Annotated in this window: 12 protein-coding genes; all 12 read right to left on the bottom strand. The window is 41.9% G+C overall.

Annotated elements, in window-relative coordinates:
- Nucleotides 1–37: 37 nt before the first annotated feature.
- Nucleotides 38–652, bottom strand: coding sequence for a dihydroxyacetone kinase subunit DhaL (dhaL, locus tag BMW61_RS12230; RefSeq protein ID WP_091822321.1), 615 nt, complete (start codon nt 650–652; stop codon nt 38–40).
- A gap of 130 nt (nt 653–782) precedes the next feature.
- Nucleotides 783–1,694 (bottom strand): ribosome small subunit-dependent GTPase A, encoded by a 912-nt coding sequence (gene rsgA, locus BMW61_RS12225; RefSeq protein ID WP_091822318.1) that lies wholly within the window; start codon nt 1,692–1,694, stop codon nt 783–785.
- A complete protein-coding gene (gene pknB, locus BMW61_RS12220; RefSeq protein ID WP_091822315.1) occupies nt 1,694–3,709 on the bottom strand; it encodes a Stk1 family PASTA domain-containing Ser/Thr kinase in 2,016 nt (671 codons plus the stop codon). Before pknB ends, rsgA begins: the two co-directional genes overlap by 1 nt.
- Complete coding sequence (locus BMW61_RS12215; protein WP_022763393.1) at nt 3,706–4,449, bottom strand: Stp1/IreP family PP2C-type Ser/Thr phosphatase; 744 nt, start codon at nt 4,447–4,449, stop codon at nt 3,706–3,708. Before BMW61_RS12215 ends, pknB begins: the two co-directional genes overlap by 4 nt.
- Nucleotides 4,450–4,737: 288 nt before the next feature.
- A complete protein-coding gene (locus BMW61_RS12210) occupies nt 4,738–7,806 on the bottom strand; it encodes a beta-galactosidase, LacZ type (RefSeq protein WP_022763392.1) in 3,069 nt (1,022 codons plus the stop codon).
- 38 nt (nt 7,807–7,844) lie between these two features.
- Entirely contained in the window at nt 7,845–8,696 is an 852-nt protein-coding gene (locus BMW61_RS12205) for a carbohydrate ABC transporter permease (protein ID WP_026497655.1), read from the bottom strand.
- Entirely contained in the window at nt 8,689–9,582 is an 894-nt protein-coding gene (locus BMW61_RS12200) for a carbohydrate ABC transporter permease (RefSeq protein WP_022763390.1), read from the bottom strand. Before BMW61_RS12200 ends, BMW61_RS12205 begins: the two co-directional genes overlap by 8 nt.
- An 82-nt stretch (nt 9,583–9,664) precedes the next feature.
- Nucleotides 9,665–11,077, bottom strand: a complete 1,413-nt coding sequence (locus tag BMW61_RS12195; protein ID WP_091822312.1) for an ABC transporter substrate-binding protein — start codon at nt 11,075–11,077, stop codon at nt 9,665–9,667.
- 249 nt (nt 11,078–11,326) lie between these two features.
- A complete protein-coding gene (locus BMW61_RS12190; protein WP_091822310.1) occupies nt 11,327–12,268 on the bottom strand; it encodes a helix-turn-helix domain-containing protein in 942 nt (313 codons plus the stop codon).
- Nucleotides 12,269–12,368: 100 nt separating this feature from the next.
- Nucleotides 12,369–13,520, bottom strand: coding sequence for a glycosyltransferase family 4 protein (locus tag BMW61_RS12185; protein ID WP_091822307.1), 1,152 nt, complete (start codon nt 13,518–13,520; stop codon nt 12,369–12,371).
- Between the two features lie 20 nt (nt 13,521–13,540).
- A complete protein-coding gene (locus BMW61_RS12180; RefSeq protein ID WP_091822304.1) occupies nt 13,541–14,935 on the bottom strand; it encodes a sugar transferase in 1,395 nt (464 codons plus the stop codon).
- 176 nt (nt 14,936–15,111) lie between these two features.
- Nucleotides 15,112–15,891, bottom strand: a complete 780-nt coding sequence (locus BMW61_RS12175) for a glycosyltransferase family 32 protein (protein ID WP_091822301.1) — start codon at nt 15,889–15,891, stop codon at nt 15,112–15,114.
- Between the last annotated feature and the right edge of the window lie 38 nt (nt 15,892–15,929).

The following is a 15,929-nucleotide window of genomic DNA, read 5'->3' as shown; positions in this document are numbered from 1 at the left end:
CGTCGAGCGCCCCCAGGGGAAGGCATAATTATTTACATCAAATAAAATCACGAATCACTTCAAGTGTCATGGTGGCAGAGGTAGCGCCGGGATCCTGGTGTCCTATGCTTCTGTCACCAAGGTAGCTGGCTCTTCCTTTGGTAGCAGCGATTGTCTTGGTAAATTCGATTCCTTCATTTGCAGCCTTGCATGCAGCATCGAGGGCTGATTTTATATCCGCTCCGCCCTCAAGAGCACTCGCGTATGCATCTCTTGCAGGAATAAGCGCATCAAGCATAGTCTTTTCACCCTTTTCTGCCTTACCTCTCTTTTGGATGCCCGAAATAGCGGCATCAAGTCCCGCAAGAAAATCCTCTGCGGTTACTTCGTTCTTACCCGCAAATACCTTTGCTGCCTCCATATAAGCTGTTCCATAAAGAGGACCGGATGCTCCGCCTACTGTTGAAAGCAGCGTCATTCCGGTCTTTTTCAGGACTGCACCTATATCAGGATCATCCTGAGCGACCTTCTCTATAACTCCCTGAAAGCCCCTCGCCATGTTCACGCCATGGTCAGCATCTCCGATTTCTCTGTCGAGATCTGTAAGGAAATCCTTATTTTCGATTATCTTTTCCCCAATACTTTTAAGACATTCGTACACTCTTGTTGCCATATCCAATTCCCCTCCGATGCATTAATTTATGTAACCCTTATGTAGTATATTATAACAAACTGTTTTTATTTTTCCATACATTTATTGTTGATTTTACACAAATCAAAAGAGAGCCGGGAAAGGCTCTCTTCTATTTCTGTTTTCTGTAAACCGGTCTCATATTCTTGAGTTCGTCGTATATTATTCGGTAGTTGTCGTAGCGAACTTTTGAGATTTTTCCTTCTTCAAGGGCTTTTTTCACACCGCAGTCAGGTTCTGCAATATGGCTGCAGCCGCCGAATCTGCACTCGGGTTCATAGGGTTCAAATTCCGGATAGTACGCCTGAAGTTCCTCAGCAGTGATATCTTTTAATGTAAGGGATGTAAATCCCGGTGTGTCAAAAATGTAGGTTTTTTCATTTTCATCAGAAAGTGCGGATATGAAAAACATTTCCGAGTGTCTGGTTGTATTTCTCCCGCGCTCTATCTTGCGGCTAAGCTCACCCGTCTCCATATCAGCATCAGGATGAAGTCTGTTTAAAAGTGAGGATTTTCCTACACCGCTTGGTCCTGCCACCACAGAGGTTTTTCCTCTCAACTTTTCACATAGCGCGTCAATTCCGTTACCCTCATGAACGCTTATAAACAAAACCTCATAACCGCACTTTTCATAGGTATCACGAAGTTCCTGCTGTTCCTCTTCGGAGGCTATATCCTGCTTATTAAAACAGATAACTACAGGCAGTTCATTCCTTCGCATCTGGATCAGAAATTTATCAAGAATGTTATAGTTAGGATCCGGCTTTACAATTGCAAACAGAACAACCGCCTGGTCGACATTGGCAACCGGCGGTCTTATAAGCTCATTTCTTCGGGGCAATATCTTAGTGATATTGCCCACAAAGGTTTCCTCATCTATTATTTCAATTTCAACATCATCTCCGACGAGAGGCTTTACACCGTCTTTTCTGAAAATACCTTTTGCTTTGCATTCATAGACAAAATCGCTTCCGGTATTGACATAATAAAATCCGGCTATTCCCTTAACAATCCTTCCCTTCATCAATTCTCCTGTGTAAATGTAACAGCTCTTGTTACTGTGCACTCCTCTGTACGTCCTTCGATAACATTGCCGTTCTCATCGGTTGTTGCGGGACTTGTAGCTGTATAAGTAAAGGTAATTACACCGGTAGCAGATGTCAATCCCGTGCGAACCACTCCGGTGATAGGGAACGAAGCTGTCGTAGTATCAAGAAGTGATGTTCCGTCTGCAGTCACAAAAGATACATGAACAGAAACTCCGTCTGTATAATTCTGTCCCTCTGTAGGAGCCGCAATATCTCCTGAATAACTGTAGGATATGCTTGTAGGTCCTATAGATTTCTCAATGTCGATAGAAGTTCCAGGATCAACCATTGTTCCAACCGGCTTACTCTGGGCAGTTACAACATCAACTCCGTAAGTATCATTATTCACATCAACGACTCTTCCCTGTGCAAGACCTGCTTCCGAAAGTGTCGCAATTGCTTCGTCGATAGATAATCCCACAAGATTGGGAACAGCAATCTGAGATGTAGAAGCTTCTGTCGAAGCAACATCTGATGCGTTTGAAGCGCTGTCCTCTGTCTGCGACTGTGACGCCTGATTAGATGCCTCAGCACCCTTTCCGGTACTTACTGTTATTTTCACAATAGAACCGCTCTCAGCATAGGAATTTGCTTCAGGTGACTGCGATACAACAGTATTTTTTGCAAGTGTGCTTGTATCATCATCAACCTTTTCATATTTAAAATTCTTATCTTTCAATGTTGTTATAGCTTCAACATAGGATAGCCCTGTAACATTCGGAATCTGTATTCCATCGCCGGTATTGGATTCTCCGCTTATGGCCTCAGTTTGAAGTCCTCCAGACTCTTCTCCACCGAGAATACCCATACTCCTTCCAACCAGGATTATTACAATTATTCCAACAAGAACCGCACCTATAATAGCAAGGGCAATTGTAAGTTTCTCGATTCTCTCATTGTCACCATAGCCTCTTCTGCCGTAAAGTTCCTCATCATCGTCATAGTCACTGTCACGGCGTCCAGAATAGTCCTGATCGCGTCTCTTTTGATTCTCATATTCACGCATAACGTCGGCATTGAGTCTCATTTGCTCGGTATCTGTCATACCGTTTATACTCTTTGCTTCGGCTTCTGTCGCAACTCTTGTAGCACTCTCCTCATCGGGGTCTACAAGATTAACAAAATCTTCATCCGGAGTGATAAGTGATCTCTTGAGATCAGTAATAAGCTCTGCTGCACTTTGATATCTCCTGTCAGGGCTCTTCTGGCAGCACTTCATTACAATCTTCTCAACGCTTATCGGAATCTCATCACTAAACTCAGCAGGTGAAGGCAAATCCTCCTGTATATGCTTAATCGCAATGGCAACAGTTGTGTCTCCGTTAAAAGGGAGTCTGCCTGTGAGCATCTCAAATAAGGTTATACCGAGTGAATAAACATCACTCTTGGCATCTGAATAACCGCCTCTTGCCTGCTCGGGAGAAGTATAATGAACAGATCCCATAACATTAGAGGTAATAGTGTTACTCGTTGCTGCCTTCGCAATTCCAAAGTCAGTTACCTTAACCTTACCTTCCTTGGAAATTATAATGTTCTGAGGTTTAATATCGCGGTGAATAATATGGTTATTGTGCGCCGCCTCAAGTCCCATAGCAACCTGGATTGCAATACTTACAGCCTCTTTAACAGACAGTCTGGATTTTTTCTCAATATATCTCTTGAGTGTAATGCCATCAACAAGCTCCATAACAATGTAATGGATGCCGTTTTCATCACCAACGTCGTAAACATTTACAATATTGGGATGCATCAATCCGGCTGCAGCCTGGGCCTCAACACGGAATTTTGAAACAAAATTATCATTCTCCGAAAATTCCTGCTTAAGGACCTTAACAGCCACAGGTCTGTTTAATTTATGATCTTTTGCTCTGTAAACATCGGACATGCCGCCGGTCCCGATTTTTTCAAGGATCTCGTACCTGTCTCCGATCATCATTCCTATCTTAATCATTCAGCTCCTCCGTCAGCAAAAGGCTCAATCAGAATAACAGCGATATTGTCCTTACCGCCATGCTGGTTTGCCATATCCACTAACTTCTGTGCCTTCTCTATAATATCTCTCTGACCGCTCACGATCATGCGGATTTCCTGATCCTCGAGCATATTTGTCAGCCCGTCGGAACACATGAGCACGATATCCCCTTTCTCGAGCTCAACATTAAAAAAGTCCACATCAACAGTATCATCAGCCCCAATAGCACGGGTGATGATATTCTTCTCTTTGTGTGTGCGCGCCTCTTCGGGATCAAGTCCGCCTGCGCGTACCATCTCCTGAACAAGTGAATGATCTCTGGTTATCTGTCTGATGTCGTCTCCGATAACATACAGTCTGCTGTCCCCCACATTAGCAACCTGCAGATATCTGCCCATGACAGTTGCAGCCACAACGGTTGTCCCCATCCCATAGAGCTGCTCGTCTTCTGCGGCTTTAGCCCGAAGCTTTTGATTTGCTTTTTTAATGGCATTTTCCAGAATACGCACAGGGTTCTGCTCAAAAGATCTCTCGATCTCCTCAACCATGGTATTAACCGTGAACTTTGATGCGTAATCTCCCGCGTTATGTCCGCCCATTCCATCGGCAACAATAAACACATTTGACAGATTTCCAATACGTCTGTCGGAGGAAAATACATAATCCTGATTCAGTTTTCGTTTCTGACCTACGTCAGTTATGGAAAAAGTTTTAAGCAAGGATGCCTCCGATTTTTCAATAATTTGAGTAATTATTCTTTAGTAATTTTTGGCATAAGTATTCTCACAATTCCGTAAAAAAACACCCTATGCCAATATAGAAATATACCACAAAACAGCTATTTTGACAATATTCCCCAACAATGCGAAGGACAATGTATATCATTCCACGGCCTCGTTGCTTACGCATAATCGGCCGTGGTCTGACACACATTGTCCTTCTTATGTTTTGAAAAACCTTGAAACAGCTTTTTGTATTTATCACCAACTCAAGGATGAAGTGATGTTTTAAATACCCTTAAAACGGAAGGTGAAGGTGAGTTTTTTGCCTTCAGGGAGGCGGTACTCAGGGTGCGGACGAGCGCCCCAACTGTCGTCTCCTGCGATTCCCATCTGCTGCAATGCACATCTTACAACTGTGTAATGTACCTGAGGAAGCTCATAGTCATGCATAGCATTCTCAAGTTCATGAGGAGTGTAAGGAAGTGCACTAAAAGAAATATTATCTCCTGTAAACTCAATACCTCTGCCCTTGAAATCTGTAACTCTTGCCCATCTGACATCACACTTGTTTCCGCATTCCTGTGGAACAAGATACTTTGCCATGTTGTCGGCAACCTTGTTGGAATAGATTCCAATCTTACCTCCGCGCTTTCTGTCCTCGTAGGTCTCCTGCTCTCCTAGGCCATACCAGGTCAGATGGTCATAATCGGCATTGAATTTGAAAATCATACCAAATTCAGGCATATCCGGAAGTCCTTTGACTGCATCATATTTCATCGTAGTCTCAATAGTTCCGTCACCAAATACCTCATACGTTACGCTGCACTCTGAAGCAGGCATTGTAGGAAGGTAATATCTGTAATCAATCTTAACGCTGTTCTTTCCTTCAGTAACCTTTGCAAACCACATCTCGCTGTCAGGCTTACCTGTGATGCAGGGATACATACTTGCTATCTTCCACTGTGCATAACGCTGCTGCATCTTGCTTCCGGTATCGTTATCATTAGGCGCTCTCCAGAAGTTCGGAGCCGGAGCTTTTTCTATCATCTCTCTGCCGCAATATACATAGGACAACAGTCCGGGTGCCATGACACTGAAAAGAGCGGAAAACTCATCACCACGAACACCTATGTTATTCTTTCCTCTGATAACCGTGAGTTTATCAGAGCATTTATACGGCTTCACCATCTTCTTAAGAACAGTCTGCCCAAAGGCAACCTCATGGCCTTTTTCTGCCCACAAAGTACTCTCTTTAAGGGTGAAGGAAACTATCAGTACAAATTCAAGTGCCCCACTTGTGAGGTTATATCCCGCCTCATAATCTCTGATAGCCAGGGTCACCTCACCGGGAATTGTAAATGCCTTGGATGTAAGCGGCTTTACATCGCATTCTATAGCTTTGCTATATATCTCTTTTCCGTTTGCAAGAAGCTGGAGCCTTGCATCAAACTCCGATGTATTTACAAAGAGATTCTTATTAATAACCTTGAACTTGTTCTTATCAAATTCGACAGAAATATTCTGGTAATTGAACTTCACCTCCTGCATTTTGGGAGATGGTGTTCTGTCACCGTATGCAATACCATTGCCACTGAAGTTGGAATCATTTGGTCTGTCGTAAAAATCGCCGCCATAGGCCTCGAAGTATTTACCGTATCTATCCTTCTTCAAAATACTCTGGTCGATATAATCCCAGATAAAACCACCCTGATATCTGGGCTCAGTATCCGTAAGATCCGTATAATAATGCATTCCGCCGCAGGAATTGCCCATCGCATGTGTGTATTCGCAGCATATAAAGGGCTTCTTCTTTTCCTTTTTAAGAAATTCCTTAATAGCAGAAACCGGTGGATACATCTGACTCTCCATGTCCGAAGTATCATTATATCTTCTGTCGTGGAAAAGTCCCTCGTAGTGCACAAGTCTGGTATTATCATGCTCCTTAAATCGTCTGCTCATAGCATAAGGAACTTCACCTCCGAAGGCCTCATTTCCGATTGACCAGATTAAGATTGCGGGATGATTCTTATTTCTGTGATAAATGGAATCAATCCTGTCGAGCATCATAGCTTTCCATTCAGGCTTATCCTTTGGCACTATGAAATCCTCTGTCTCAACTCCCCTCTCGAAGGGTTCCCAGGTTCCATGTGTTTCAAGATTATTCTCTGCGATCATGTACAGACCATAGATATCACAGAGCTCATAGATAGCGGAATCATCCGGATAATGACTGGTTCTGATGGCATTTATGTTGTGCCTCTTCATTGTAACAATATCCTGAATCAGTTCTTCCCTATCAGGAACACGGCCGTTTCTGTGACTAAACTCATGACGGTTAACGCCCTTAAATACGATTCTCTTGCCATTAAGAAGCATGAGCCCGTTTTTCATCTCGAATCTTCTAAGACCGACATTCTGTTTTATCACTTCACAAACGACACCGCGAGAATCTGTAATAGTCAGATAAAGTTCGTAAAGATTCGGAGTCTCTGCGCTCCACAGATATACCTTCTCAAAATCACATTTTCCTGTTGTAAGACCGGATGCAGAAAGCGGAATCTTTCCTTCAAGAATCTTCTCCCCTTTATAGAAAAGCCCAAGTTCCATTGTTCCGCTACCGGTTGTCGCTGCCTTTATTTCGATGCTTGCAGTCTTGTAGTCATCCGAAAGTCCTGTCTCGATTGTGATGTCAGAGACATGAACCTTAGGTACAGCAAACAAAAATACGCTTCTGAAAATGCCGGAAAATCTAAAGAAATCCTGATCCTCACACCAGCTGCTGGAGGTCCATTTGAACACTCTTACCGCAAGCTTGTTTTCCCCCTTCACAAGAGAATCTGTAAGATCAAACTCTGAGGGATCAAAGGAATCCTCACTGTAGCCAATATATTTTCCATTCAGCCAAAGTGCAAAGCCGCTCTCAACTCCCTGGAATGAGATACAGATCTTTTCACCCTTAAAATCCTTGGGCAAAGTGAAAAGCTTCACATAATCAGCAACAGGATTAAATCTCTCCGGAATCTCCCCCGGGCGAATATCTTCCGATCCATCCCAGGGATACTGAACATTTACATACTGCGGTTTGTCGTAACCTTCCATCTGAATATGTGCAGGTACATTTATTCTGTCCCAGTCAGTTGTATCATACTCATTTTTCCAGAAGCCTTCCGGAGCATCCTTGACATTCCTGGAATAATGAAAATGCCATACACCATCCAGAGAAAGCCTATAACTTGTCTTTCCTGTTGTCATCTCAGAAAGTGACTTATATGCTACATGATCAGAATGAGCCGGCATCCTGTTTTCCTGGAAAATCTCAGGATTTTTTACTATTTCATAGTTAAACTCGTTCATAACATCTTCCCCATATTTAGAATTATCGAAGCAGGTGATTACTTAACTGCACCTGTGATTCCTTCTGCAAACTGCTTCTGCAATACGAAGAATATGATCATTGTAGGCAGTGAACAGAATAATACGCCCATCATAAGCATTCCGTAATCAACAGTATATCCATTAGACATGTTTGCAATAAGAATCGGCATAGTCTGAGCCTTATTCTCAGTAAGTACGACTCTCGGCCACAGATATGCGTTCCATGCATTCATAAAGGTAATTACGGCTGCTGCAGCATATGTTGACTTCATAACAGGCATATACATGCGGAAGAAAATTGCAAACTCGGAAAGTCCGTCAATTCTTGCAGCTTCCATAATATCAACCGGGAAGTTACGGCTGTTTTGTCTGAACATCATTATCATAAAAGGCGTGGATATTGCAGGTAAAACGAAGCCCCATACCTGGTTAAGGAAATGAAGTTTACTCATCATCCTAAACATAGGGATCATTGTAGCAACACCAGGAATCATCATTGCCATAAGCAAGATAGCGAACAGGAAATCCTTGCCCTTGTCATGATAAAGCTCAAAGCCATAACCTGCGAGTGAACAGATAAAGATACAGAGTATTGTCTGAACAGCCGCATAAGTAAATGAATTACCCATGAATCTCCAAAGAGATGCTCCTGCACCCTGCGCTTTCGCAGTAACAAGGAGATTTTTAAAGTTCTCAGCTGCCTGAGTACCAAACCAGATTTTTCCTCTTGCAACATCTACTGTGGCATTCGTAGCTGCAGTAACCATCCAAAACAGCGGAAATACTGAAAAAAGTGAAAACAGCGTAAGGAAGATATAGCTCGGTATAAGCCTTCTTTGTATATTGGATCTATTCTTTTTATTAGTCACGTGTATCACCTACTTTCAGATTTATAAAGGCAAGGATAGCAACCAGAATGAAAATAAAGAATGACATTGCAGATGCATATCCGAAGTTAGCAACACCTGTACCAAATGCGTTGTTATATACATAATGTGACATAGTGATTGTGGTATTTGCAGGTCCACCGTTTGTCAGGTTTACGGACTCATCAAAGAGCTGCAATGTACCGTTTATTGACATGATGAAGGTCATGATTATAACAGGGCGAAGAAGCGGCACCGTAATATGCCAGAAAGTCTTCCAGCCTGACGCACCGTCTATCTTAGCTGCCTCATATACTGAATATTCAATATTCTGAAGACCTGCCAGGAAGAATACCATGTTATAACCTGTCCATCTCCAGATAAGAGCAAAGATAATAACAAATCTGGCTGTATTTGTCTGTCCGAGCCAGTTTATATTCTCACTTATAAGCCCCATATTCATAAGAGTCATATTTACAAGACCCTGTGTGGCAAAAAGTGTTCTGAATATCAATGCATAGGATACCAGAGAAATTGCGCACGGAAGGAATACCATTGTGCGGAAAAGTCCTCTGAACTTAAGATCTTTATTATTAAGGAGCTGCGCAAGAAGTATTGCCAGCACCAACATTATCGGTACTTGAATTATCAGATACAAAAATGTGTTGAAGACAGACTTCATAAAAGTCTTGTCCTGGAACATACGAGTATAGTTAAAGGTAATGGGATTAGCCCATTTCATAGCAGCCGCAGATCCTGTCTTGAAAGACATGATGAGAGCTGAAATCATCGGATAAAAGCTGAATATAAAAATCATTATGGATGCTATTGCAAGAAACATCCAACCGGCTGTTTTCTGTTTTCCAGTAACGGATTTTCCTTTTTTCATCAGAGCCGCTCCTTTTCTTCATTTTACAAAACCGGGGATCGGAAAATCCCGATTCCCCGGTTTAAATACTTACAATACTAAATTAGTTCTGTGAACCTGCGATCTCAAATTCAATCTGCTCCTGAGCAGCCTGAATCTCAGAATCAATGTCGTTACCGTTCTGTACGTTTGTAATAAGTGTGTTTACAAGAGTACGAAGGTTGTAGTGGAAATCACTCTGCTGAATTACAGGTACGTGAGATCCCATCTCAACGATGTCAGCGTAGATAGCCTGGCCATTGAAGAAATCAACACCCTTAGCATATACATCAGACTTACCTGCTGAGATGCATGTTGTGATAACACCGCCATCTGTAAGTGCTGCATCATAGGTCTCGATAGCTCCTTCTCCACCACCAAATGTGTAAGCAAGGAATGACTTTGCAAGATCAGGCTTTGAGCAGTTAGCAGTTACATAAAGAGATGAACCACCGTTTGCAGCATAACCATCTTTTCCTCCATCAATTGTAGGAAGTGTTGTAATAGCCCACTTACCACTGTTGTCAGCAACCTGCTCGATTGTAGGAATGATCCAGTTACCATTCATAACACCTGCAACCTGATCGCCCTGGATTGTCTGGTCTGTGTACTCACTCCAGCTGTTTGCAAGGATGATAGAACCATCATTTGCACCCTGTACGATAACTTCAATGATCTTCTTGAACTTATCATTGCCTACAAGGTTAGGAGTTGTGTTATCTGTCCACTGTGACACGCCTTCAGCCTGAAGCATCATGTAAGGAAGATCATCACCTGAGTGATCCATTGAAAGGAGTGCCATGCCTGTCTGATCATGTACATCCTTAGCGATCTCAAGCCATCTGTCCCATGAAATACCTGTTACATCATTGATTGAATATCCACACTGCTCAAGGATGTCTGTACGATATGCAAAGATTGCTGTACCGTTATCTACAGGTGCACCGTAGTGCTTACCACCGATTGTGCTGTAGGAAATCTTCTCAGCTCCAAGATTTGACCAGTCAATACCTGCATCATCGATATCCTGCCATGCATCCGGATAATCTGCTACGAACTTCTGGATGTAATGATCCTGGAAAAGAACGATGTCAGGAAGTGTGCTGAAGTCGCCTGCAGCAGCAGCAAGTGTAACCGCCTGCTCAACATCCTGTGAACCGGACTGTGTGATGATGTTCAGAGTGAATTCTGAATCAACTGCCTGGTAAGCTTTCTCAGCTGCCTTAAGAGCAGGAATGTTGAAGTTCTCATCCCAAGCGTAAACTGAAAGCTCGTGCTCACCTTCTGATGCAACGTCAGCTGTAGGTGCCTCAGTAGCCTCTTCAGCTGCTCCAGCGTCCTCTGTGCTCTCTGTTGCTTCTGTTGCTTCTGTTGTCTCGTTAGCTGTTGTATCTGCTGATCCGCTTCCGCCGCAACCTGCGATCATGGAAAGTGTCATAGCAGATGCAAGAACCATTGATAATGCTTTTCTTTTCATTATTATGTCCTCCCTAATGAAACTAAAATAATGTTCTAACCTGATTCATTTATTAAGATTATGTCAGATGAGTTTTGGGCAATTTGACTGAAATAATCTGTTTCCGAATCAAATATATGTATATTATACCAATGAGTATAAAAAATAATGCACATTTTAAAGGCTAAAATGTGCATTATCGACCAATTATGAATAAAATTTGAACAGATTATTAATAAACTTAAACAATTAAGTTGCCCATTTTAAGCCTTACCAGCCTTTCAGGGCGTGGATATTGTAGTCCAGGAGCTTGTTTGCGTAATTGTCCCTGTTCTTTTTCCACTGATATGGCGATGTTCCGAGGAATTTCTTAAAATTCCTGTTAAAAGTAGACACATTACCAAAACCACATTCGACAGCAACAATTTCCATGGAATGTTCCGTCTTTTTCATCTTATCGCATGCCTTCTGTACTCTCACAAGGTTCAGATAGTCCATGGGAGGCATGTTAATTATTTCCACAAAGCTCCTTCTGAAGTGTGTCTCACTCATGTTACATACATTTGCAAGATCAAGAGCCCTTATGTCATCCGCATAATTCTGCTCAATATACTCAATTGCAGGCTTTATGCTTACAAGAACGCCGCTGGTGTCCTGCTCTATAAGCGAGGATTGCTCCGCATCCATAGACTTATGAATCCTCATAAGCAAGAAAACAAAAGTCTTGATGAGGTTCTGAGTAGTTTCCTTGTAGTAGGAATCTTTATCTCTCATCTCCTCCATAATACGTTTAATGGTCTCTGCAATCTCCTGATGCTCTGCAGCATTCATTAAATCAGCTCTCTTATTTATCATTGTTATAGCTTCGCGCTGTTTGGGAACATTATCCGGATAGATCTCGGCAACCACCGCTTCCGGATCAAAGAAAAAATACTCCCAGAAATTCTCTTCCTCGCTCGTGGTGGTATGCGGATAGTTCGGCGGAATAGCAGAAAACATGTCGGTCTCGTAGTGGCAATCCTTCTCATCGAGGATCAGTTTACCATCACCGTACCTGCAATATCCCACCTCAAAAAGGTTATGGAAATGAAGAACATTATCCTCTTCTCCATAAACCCTGATCCACTTCTCACCTAAAAGAGCAAGGCAACTCTGTCCCTGGGGTATCTCATAAAATCTGAATTCAATTGTTTGTTTCTTTTTTCTGCCCATAGAATTTTGTTGGGACTAAATCCCCTCATCCGGCACTTCGTGCCACCTTCCCCCAGAGGGGGAAGGCACTTTATTTCTTCACCACCCAAGGGAAGGCATATTAAATGTTATTAATACGTTCAACGTTCAGGATTGCATCGATGTACAATCTAACACTGGCACCTGTAACCTTGTTCCAATCGAATCTCTTGTAACAGTAGTCCATTATTTCATCGAATTTGTGGAAGCTGCCGGGATTCGCGATGCTCTCCTCAAGCTTCTTTTTAAGGTCCTCTACATCAGACTTCTTGAAGTAGTTGGCATATTCGCGGCACGCCTCGGTATTCTCCGGAATATCGCTGGCAAGACATCTTCTGCCAAAACTCATAGCCTCAAGAAGACTTATCGGCATACCCTCAATATCACTGGGAAGTACATACATGTAGCAATTGCCGAAAAGCTCTGTAAGCGTATTACCCTGTACAAAGCCGGTCATAACAACCCTGCTGTCCTTTTTTGCCATATCCATAACTTCCTGCATGAAATCACCGGAATGACTTCCGCCACCGGCTATAACAAGCTTCATGTCTGTATCAATCTTGGAAAAAGCCTCAAGAAGATATGTTATTCCCTTCTCAGGAACGATTCTTCCAAGATAAAGAATATATTTTTCTTTCTCAAGTCCGAACTTCTTAACAATTCTGTCGGGCTCCAGGAATTCGGTCCTGTTTACGCCATTCGGTATGTAAATAGTCTGTCTTCCGTAAGTATCAAGAAAGTACTGCTGAACGTTACGGGAAAGTACGATAACCTCATCTGCATATCTTGCAGCAATTTTCTCGCCAAATTTAAGATATTTTGTGGCGAAACCGCCCCATTTAGCTCTCTGCCAGTCAAGACCATGTATGGTCGCAATAGTTCTGATTCCGAAAAAATGAGGAATCACAAGCATCGCACAAGGTCCCTCTGCATGGTAATGAATTACATCATAATTGCCAAGAAGTGCAAAAATTGTAGCAAGAAAAGAATAAACTACCGCATTTAATGCCTTCAGGTCAGGTGTGGGTACATGAACTATACGTATTCCTTTGTAGCTTTTGAGCTTATGAGCCTCTTTATCAGCGTTCTTGTCGGCAACATTTTTCCCCTTACGATTGTATGCCGTAACCGCATGTCCCATAAGCACAAGACGTGTAGAGAGCTCCTCTACGACTATCTCCACTCCTCCCTCTCTGGACGGTATTCTCTTGTGCCCAATCATTGCAATTTTCATATTATAGCTCCCAAATAATTCTAGTAAGACCCGTTGCGTTTAAATATCTCAAGTACAGTCTTAAATATAATCTTCAAGTCCATCATCAGGTTCCAGTTATCGATATAGTCGACATCCAGATTAACAACCTGATCAAAGTCAGTAATATTACTCCTGCCGCTGGTCTGCCATCTACCCGTTATACCGGGCTTGATGCTGATTCTCCTCCACTGATCGGCAGTATATTTCTCGACCTCATCAAGCGTCGGCGGTCTTGTTCCAACAAAACTCATTGATCCGAAAAGCACGTTAAAGAACTGCGGAAGCTCATCAATACTGGTCTTTCTAATGAACTTACCAACTCTGGTAATTCGCGGATCATCCTTAATCTTGAACATCATGCCATCCTGAACCTCATTGAGTTCCATGAGTTCAGCTTTACGCTCCTCAGCATCAGCATACATGCTTCTAAACTTCCATATCTTGAAGTGTCTGCCGTTTTTACCAACTCTGACCTGTTTAAATATAGCGGGACCTTTTGAATCAAACTTAATCGCAAGCGCAGTAATAATCATTATCGGTGATGTCAGAATAATGCCAATCAAAGCAAAAATGATATCGAACAGACGCTTCATCAGTGATTCCCATGTGTTCATACTGATAGTATGGTAGGTCATTACTGGATAAGTTCCGATACTGCTGTTATAGGAGAAAGCCTTTCTCCTTCTGTAAATATCAACAATAACTCTGCAGGTAACACCCATTTCGATGCAGAGATCGATATACTTCTGAATATAAGCAATATCCATCTCACGCTTCTGCATGATATAAACCTGATCAATATTATACTTTCTGATAATCTCCTCAAGATCGGACAAGCATCCGATGTATTCAAGGGAATCATCATCATCATCAAAGCTCACATAGCCTATTTCATTTAATGTAAGCGGAGTTTTATTAAGGAAATATCTGAATTTATTATAAGAATCCTTGCTTCCCACATATACACATCTTGGGATATGTTTTCTGTTTATAAGCCTGTCGATCAGCCTTAAAAAGAACAGACTCTCGACCAGAACTATAAGGTAAGACAATGTCAAAAACGCCATAAGAAAATCAGCATCAATCGAATGATCAAGGCAAAACCAATAAACGAGAAAACAACTAAAAGTTGCCCACAAAAAGGAAACCGTCTTACGACGTATTATTCTGTCAACATAGAAAAACAGAGTGTTATTATAGATATTTGCTGCTCTGTTACAAACAACATAAATCACAATAAAAACAAACAGCATAGCGAAAATGCTATCACGCTGTTCGGCCTTCACCAAGTGCCCCCAAACCCAATATACAATTGTCATCGAAAGACATTGAAAAACTACATCCAGTATTGCGTGAACAACATCAAAAGACGCAGAAACATTAGAACGATTCATAAACTCTCCAAACAATTAAACTCTTTTTTATAATAGTTCCTCCCCACAAGAACCAGCGAATCGTTAATAAAACTAGTACGCCATTCGGTTCACAAGTATACATTATTATAAGTAGTTATGTCTAGTAAAAAGCATAAAACTAATAGTATTTTGTATACAATTCAATGATATATCAATTATTTACGCAGTATCATCTTGATATTATCTTTAATACGTATAATACAATCAAAAACTCTCTTCCCTTTTTCCTCCCCGAAAATCCTATTGAGTTTCCGCATCAGGTTCGTGTAAAAGCCGCTGTTGCCGCTTTTCCAGCTACCATCAAAATGATGAATACTGAAAGTATTTTCCGTAATTTCGATGCGTCCCGTAGCATAATTCAGAGGGCAAAAAAAATCTGTTGGGAATATTTCCACATCCCCTACTGTCTGTCTTGAACCATCGAGTCTAAGTCCATGTCTCTTAAGTACCAACGTGCGAAGTTTTGGGCTCTCAACATTATGTTTTTCTCCGCCCCAGAACTCATAAGCTTCATCACTGTCGTATAGATCAAGCATTTCTTTGAAAATGGGGAGACCTGCTACGCATCCAAAGCCCTGCCCGTCATTTACCAGTTCGCTGTTTTCAAAGCCAAAAAACGCCTTGTTTTCACATAGCGGCGAAAAGTCTTTAATCACCTCAACATCCGTATCTAAATATACTCCTCCGTGACTATACAGAACATCTAATCTCGCATAATCAGAAACAAAAGCCCACATCTTTTCATTGTAGGCTTTTTCCATGTATGGATGCTTATGAATGTCGTAATTTGACTCATTCCACTCTTTTATCTCAAAGTCCGGGCAGTTACTTCGCCAGCTATCGATGTATTTAAGAACAGTTTCAGGCTTTTGACCACCACCGAACCAGAAATAATTGATTATATGGGGAATACTTTGTTTATCTTGATTTTTCATAATATATCTACCCATTTACATGCAAAATTGTTATATGA

The sequence above is a fragment of the Butyrivibrio sp. ob235 genome (genome assembly GCF_900109475.1).
Classification (GTDB): Bacteria; Bacillota; Clostridia; order Lachnospirales; family Lachnospiraceae; genus Butyrivibrio.
This window is presented reverse-complemented; position numbering and strand designations above follow the sequence as displayed.

Coding starts and splice junctions, on each gene's coding strand:
- pknB (WP_091822315.1), bottom strand. CDS start 3,709: ATGATTAAGATAGGAATGATGATCGGAGACAGGTACGAGATCCTTGAA.
- BMW61_RS12210 (WP_022763392.1), bottom strand. CDS start 7,806: ATGAACGAGTTTAACTATGAAATAGTAAAAAATCCTGAGATTTTCCAG.
- dhaL (WP_091822321.1), bottom strand. CDS start 652: ATGGCAACAAGAGTGTACGAATGTCTTAAAAGTATTGGGGAAAAGATA.
- BMW61_RS12195 (WP_091822312.1), bottom strand. CDS start 11,077: ATGAAAAGAAAAGCATTATCAATGGTTCTTGCATCTGCTATGACACTT.
- BMW61_RS12185 (WP_091822307.1), bottom strand. CDS start 13,520: ATGAAAATTGCAATGATTGGGCACAAGAGAATACCGTCCAGAGAGGGA.
- rsgA (WP_091822318.1), bottom strand. CDS start 1,694: ATGAAGGGAAGGATTGTTAAGGGAATAGCCGGATTTTATTATGTCAAT.
- BMW61_RS12190 (WP_091822310.1), bottom strand. CDS start 12,268: ATGGGCAGAAAAAAGAAACAAACAATTGAATTCAGATTTTATGAGATA.
- BMW61_RS12175 (WP_091822301.1), bottom strand. CDS start 15,891: ATGAAAAATCAAGATAAACAAAGTATTCCCCATATAATCAATTATTTC.
- BMW61_RS12200 (WP_022763390.1), bottom strand. CDS start 9,582: ATGAAAAAAGGAAAATCCGTTACTGGAAAACAGAAAACAGCCGGTTGG.
- BMW61_RS12180 (WP_091822304.1), bottom strand. CDS start 14,935: ATGAATCGTTCTAATGTTTCTGCGTCTTTTGATGTTGTTCACGCAATA.